Source organism: Azospirillum sp. B4, assembly GCF_000333275.1.
Classification (GTDB): domain Bacteria; phylum Pseudomonadota; class Alphaproteobacteria; order Azospirillales; family Azospirillaceae; genus Nitrospirillum.
This window is the reverse complement of record NZ_BACU01000238.1, coordinates 1-4,577: the sequence shown is the minus strand read 5'-3', so window position 1 is coordinate 4,577 and position 4,577 is coordinate 1. Positions and strand designations below refer to the sequence as shown.

5 protein-coding genes are annotated in these 4,577 nt (G+C 66.9%); 1 reads left to right on the top strand and 4 read right to left on the bottom strand.

Annotated elements, in window-relative coordinates; all coding sequences use genetic code 11:
* Window positions 1-407: 407 nt before the first annotated feature.
* The 4 genes from moaB to fdxA form a co-directional block, all read right to left on the bottom strand.
* Window positions 408-944, bottom strand: coding sequence for a molybdenum cofactor biosynthesis protein B (moaB, locus tag I55_RS10070; RefSeq protein ID WP_044560407.1), 537 nt, complete (start codon window positions 942-944; stop codon window positions 408-410).
* 73 nt (window positions 945-1,017) lie between these two features.
* Window positions 1,018-1,836 (bottom strand): hypothetical protein, encoded by an 819-nt coding sequence (locus I55_RS10065; protein ID WP_044560406.1) that lies wholly within the window; start codon window positions 1,834-1,836, stop codon window positions 1,018-1,020.
* A 166-nt stretch (window positions 1,837-2,002) separates the two neighbouring features.
* Window positions 2,003-2,503: a CarD family transcriptional regulator gene (locus tag I55_RS10060; protein WP_044560405.1), complete on the bottom strand. Its 501-nt coding sequence runs from the start codon at window positions 2,501-2,503 to the stop codon at window positions 2,003-2,005.
* A 393-nt stretch (window positions 2,504-2,896) separates the two neighbouring features.
* Complete coding sequence (gene fdxA / locus I55_RS10055) at window positions 2,897-3,235, bottom strand: ferredoxin FdxA (RefSeq protein ID WP_044560403.1); 339 nt, start codon at window positions 3,233-3,235, stop codon at window positions 2,897-2,899.
* A gap of 367 nt (window positions 3,236-3,602) precedes the next feature.
* Between fdxA and I55_RS10050 the strand changes: the two genes are divergently transcribed.
* On the top strand, window positions 3,603-4,577 hold a 975-nt coding region (locus I55_RS10050), incomplete at its 3' end, for a PAS-domain containing protein (protein WP_199902541.1).

Below are 4,577 nucleotides of genomic sequence, written 5' to 3'. Positions count from 1 at the left end.
CGAACTTGGAACGCTGGTTCAGCGTGTCGCTGTCGGCCGCGGCCAGCTTCACGGGCGCGCCCTTCTGCTCATGCTGCAGGACCAGCATCTGGGCCACCAGCGTCTTGCCCTGGCCGCCGGTCTTGGCCATCGAGATATAGGTGCGCGTCATGGGGTCGTTCTCCTGGTCCCGCATTCTTGGTGCCGGCGTCCCTGGCCGTCCCGCGCTCCCATCATCGGCCCCCATCGCGGGGTGCCGGTGATATCCCCTGGGGAAGCTCCCCGGGACGCATCTGGCCATGGGCTGGACAGCACGGGAAGGGCGCGTCCGGCCGGGCCTTGAATCGATACAGGTTTTCCCCCGGCGCTTCAACTGCGGGGGCCGCCCTTAACCGAAATCGCAGAAGATCAGGCCGCCGCGTCCACCGTTAGGGGCGGTGCTCCTGCAATCTGGGCATGATCTCCACCAGGTTGCAGGGGCGGAAACGGTTGTCCAGTTGGTACTTCAGGATCAGGTCCCAGCCGTCGCGGCAGGCGCTGGGGCTGCCGGGGAGGGCGAACAGGTAGGTGCCGCCAGCCACGCCGCCCGTGGCCCGGCTCTGCAGGGCCGAGGTGCCGATCTTCTCGAACGACAGGGTGCGGAACATCTCTCCGAAGCCGTCGATTCGCTTCTCGTAGACACTTTCGAACGCCTCGGGCGTCACGTCGCGGCCGGTCAGGCCGGTGCCGCCGGTGGAGATGACGACATCCACGGCCGGATCCGCGATCCAGGCCCGCAACTGGGCCGCGATGGCGGCCTGGTCGTCCTTCACGATGGCGCGGGCCACCAGCACGTGCCCGGCGCCGGTCAACCGTTCCACCAGCGTGTCGCCGGACCTGTCGGTGGCGGGGTCGCGGGTGTCGGACACCGTCATCACGGCGATCTGCACAGGCAGGAAGGGGCGGGTTTCATCGATACGGGACACGGGCGCGCTCCTGTTCAGGCTGCCCCTTAAGTGCGGCGCCGGTGCCCCGCCGTCAACCACGGCGGTGGGGGAATCAGACCTCGACCACTTCGAGAAGTTCGCCATCTGCGCCGAAGCAGCCGCAGGCCAGGGCGCCGTTGTTGAAGCCGCACCCGCCATCCAGGGTCACGGCATGGGCCGTGGCCGCCAAGCCGCCATGGGCGGGATCATAACCCCGCACCACCCGGCCGAAGCCGGCGTAGGGGGCGTCTATGCGGGCGAAGGTCGCCCCTCCCCACCAGAAACTGTCGCCCTGGGCGGCCAGGGGGCGGGAGGTGTCGATGCCTGCGTTCACGAACAGCATCTCGGGCAGGCCTTCGGCCGGGCGTTCGGTATAGGCGGCACGGCGCAGTGCCGCGAACAGGGTGTCATGGCCGGGGGACGCCCGCTGGGAGGTGCGCAGTTGGCTGGTCCAGCGGGCCAGCGACACCGCGCCGTCCCGGGCGGCGGCCACGCCCTGATAGGCACTGCCGCCATAGGCGGCCAGGGTGGCGTCCACCCCTTGCGTCATCATCCACTGCAGCACTTCGACGGGATTGGGGGCGAACTGCAGTTGCAGCAGCTTCTGCCACATCTCCTCCTGCCCGCCACGCAGGTAGACCAGGTCGCTGACAATGACGCCGCGCACCGACAGGATGGCCCGGCGGAAGGACAACAACTCGTCCATCGTGTCGCGTACCCGGGGTCCCCGGCCGATCAGATTGCCCAGGTAGATCAGCCGGTCACCGGCCTGGAAGCGGGTGCCGATGTCGTCGTGCAGAGCCGCCAGCCGATCGACGTCGCCATGGATGGCGCCCACCGCCCAGACGCGGCGCGGACGGCCCAGCACGACAAAGCGCTCTTGTTCGTTCATGCGTCGGGTCAGACCGGCAGGGGAAGATGCCGACCAGTGTATGCGGCGCCGGGGCATGAAAAAAGGGGTGATCGAACCCGACCACCCCTTTTTGCACTAAGTATAGTGATGCCGGCGAACTGTACCCCCAATGGGCGGATACGCCGGCCTTCTTGCGGCAGACGGCTTAGGCCGCCTTGGCCAGCACCGCTTCCAGACGCTCGGTCGCCTTGCGCTCATCGATCTTCTCGACGGCGGCCAGTTCACGGGCCAAGCGCTCCAGCGCGGCGTGGTAGATCTGCCGCTCGCTGTAGGACTGGTCGGACTGGTCGGTCCCGCGGTGCAGGTCACGCACCACCTCGGCGATGGACACCGGGTCGCCGGAGTTGATCTTGGCCTCATACTCCTGGGCGCGGCGGCTCCACATGATGCGCTTGATCTTGGACGGACCCTGCAGGGTCTCCATGGCGTCCTTGATCCGGTCCTTGCTCGACAGGCGGCGCAGACCGGCGTTCTTCGCCTTGGTCACCGGCACCTTCAGCGTCATGCGCTCCTTCTCGAAGGTGATGGCGTACAGCACCACCTCCATATCGGCGATGGCGTGCTTTTCGATCGCAACGATCTGTCCTACCCCGTGGGCGGGATAGACGACGTAATCACCACTGACGAAATCGAGCTTGTCGGTCATTTGGATCGGCTCTCACAATTCGGCTTTGAAGGTCCCGCCTCGTAAGGCGGGCCTGGGCGCCGGGGACGGCATGCAAAGGTCGCTGTCGGCCCGGCAGGGGCCGCGACAAGGGACTACAGCACGAAGGCGCTGGGGGAACGGGGCACGCACTAGGCGTTCGCGAACGGCGTGCCGATCCTCGCGTCCAGGACTATACTCGATATGACGGTGCCATGACAGGTCGACAAGACCGTGTTCGGCTTAAGTTCCGGGTATGGGCCAGGATGTCGGACATGCGAATCGCGCATGTCTTGGGCAACTACCGCCGAAGATTTGGGCAGGTCCGCCGTAAGAGTGCCAAAAGCCAAAAAAAGCGCCGCGACCCCAGGGCGCGGCGCCTTCCCTACGCTTGGCTCAGTTGCCGTTGCCGGGCTTGTCGCTGAAGTAGGTCTTGAACTTGTCCGGCACGCCCTTGAAGGCATCGGCGTCGGCCGGTGCCGGCTTCTTGCGGTTCAGGTTCGGCCAGGCGGCGGCGTACTGCCGGTTCACCTCCAGCCACTCCTCTGCGCGGCCATCGGTGTCCGGCAGGATGGCCTCGGCCGGGCATTCCGGTTCGCAGACGCCGCAGTCGATGCATTCGTCGGGGTGGATGACCAGCATGTTCTCACCCTCGTAGAAGCAGTCCACGGGGCAGACTTCCACGCAGTCGGTGTACTTGCACTTGATGCACTGGTCGGTCACGACATACGGCATTGCTCGCACTCTCCTTCAAAGCCCGGGGCCCCCTTGGGCCCGCGCGGGGGAACCTGTCCCGGCGGGGCGGCCTCCGGACGGGGGCGGCACGGGGCACGTATAGCCCGATATCGGCCGGGGGTATAGCGCCCGCGTCCGTCGGGAAAACCTACGTCGTCCGGATAGCGGGCCGGATGACAGCGGGAGAGGTAAAACATGCGCGGGGCCCGCGCAACAGCGTTGAATACGCAAGGCCGGGAAGCCCGTGTCGCGCCCAGCGCGCAATGCACGTAAAAGGCGTATGTCCAATTGCAAATACCCGACAGAAGCGGATAGTCTACCGTCTGGTGGGCAGCTGGGGGTTCAACGGCAAAAGCGGCGAGGCGGCATGACGGCGGACAAGGACGAGTCCCCAGCGGGTGAGTCCAGAACGGACAGGTCCACAGGAACGGATGCCCAGCCCCGGCCCACGCCGGAAATGGCGGCCCAACTGTACGCCGTGCTGCAGCAGTTTTCCCAAGCCATCGTCGTCTTCGGCCCGGATGACCGGGTGGTGTTCGCCAACGACCGTTACCATGAAATGTTCCCTCGCTCGCCCGCGCCCGGGGCCATTCTGGGCTGGCGGTTCGAGGATCTGCTGCGCCACTCCATCTCCGCCGGGCAGGTGCCCGCCGCCGGGAGCGATCCGGAGGCCTACATCGCCCGGCGCGTGTCTCAGCGCGGCATCGCGCGCGAGGGGCTGATCGGCGATCGCTGGTACCGCGCGGTGGAGGAGCGCATCCCCGGCGGCGGCATCGTGCTGAGCTACAATGACATCACCGATCGTCGCGAGGCAGAGGAGGAACTGCGGCGCAAGTCGGCCATCCTCAGCGCCGCCATGGAGGCGGTGCCCGGCGGTTTCATGGTGATGGATGAACGCTTCAATTTCGTGGTGTGGAGCCGCAACTGGCCCGCCATCGGTGGCGCCACGGACGAGATCGTCCGGGCCTACCCCAACATGCCCGACCTCGCGCGCTGGCAATCGCGCCGCGGCGACTATGATGGCATCCGGCTGGATGCCAGTCAGTTTGACCCCGAAACGATTTCTTCCATCCCCTGGCTGGGGCGGCTGCTGGCCCTGCAGGCCGCCCGGCCGCCCCAGTTGACCCCCAGTGATGAGGAGCGGGAGCTGCTGGTGCAGTGGCAGCTGCTGCGCTACCGCGCCGAGGGGCGGCCCGACGGGGAACGGGCGGAGGGTAGCGGCACCATCCATATCGGCGGTGATGACGGCCGCATCGTGGAGTTCCGCCGCAACCGCATGCCCGGCCTGGGCTGGGTGTCGATCTACAATGACGTCACCGAACGCTACCGGCATGAGGAGGAA

What these genes read in the sequence shown, in the direction of transcription:
- I55_RS10065 (WP_044560406.1), bottom strand. Translation starts at nt 1,836, where the DNA reads ATGAACGAACAAGAGCGCTTTGTCGTGCTGGGCCGTCCGCGCCGCGTC.
- I55_RS10060 (WP_044560405.1), bottom strand. Translation starts at nt 2,503, where the DNA reads ATGACCGACAAGCTCGATTTCGTCAGTGGTGATTACGTCGTCTATCCC.
- fdxA (WP_044560403.1), bottom strand. Translation starts at nt 3,235, where the DNA reads ATGCCGTATGTCGTGACCGACCAGTGCATCAAGTGCAAGTACACCGAC.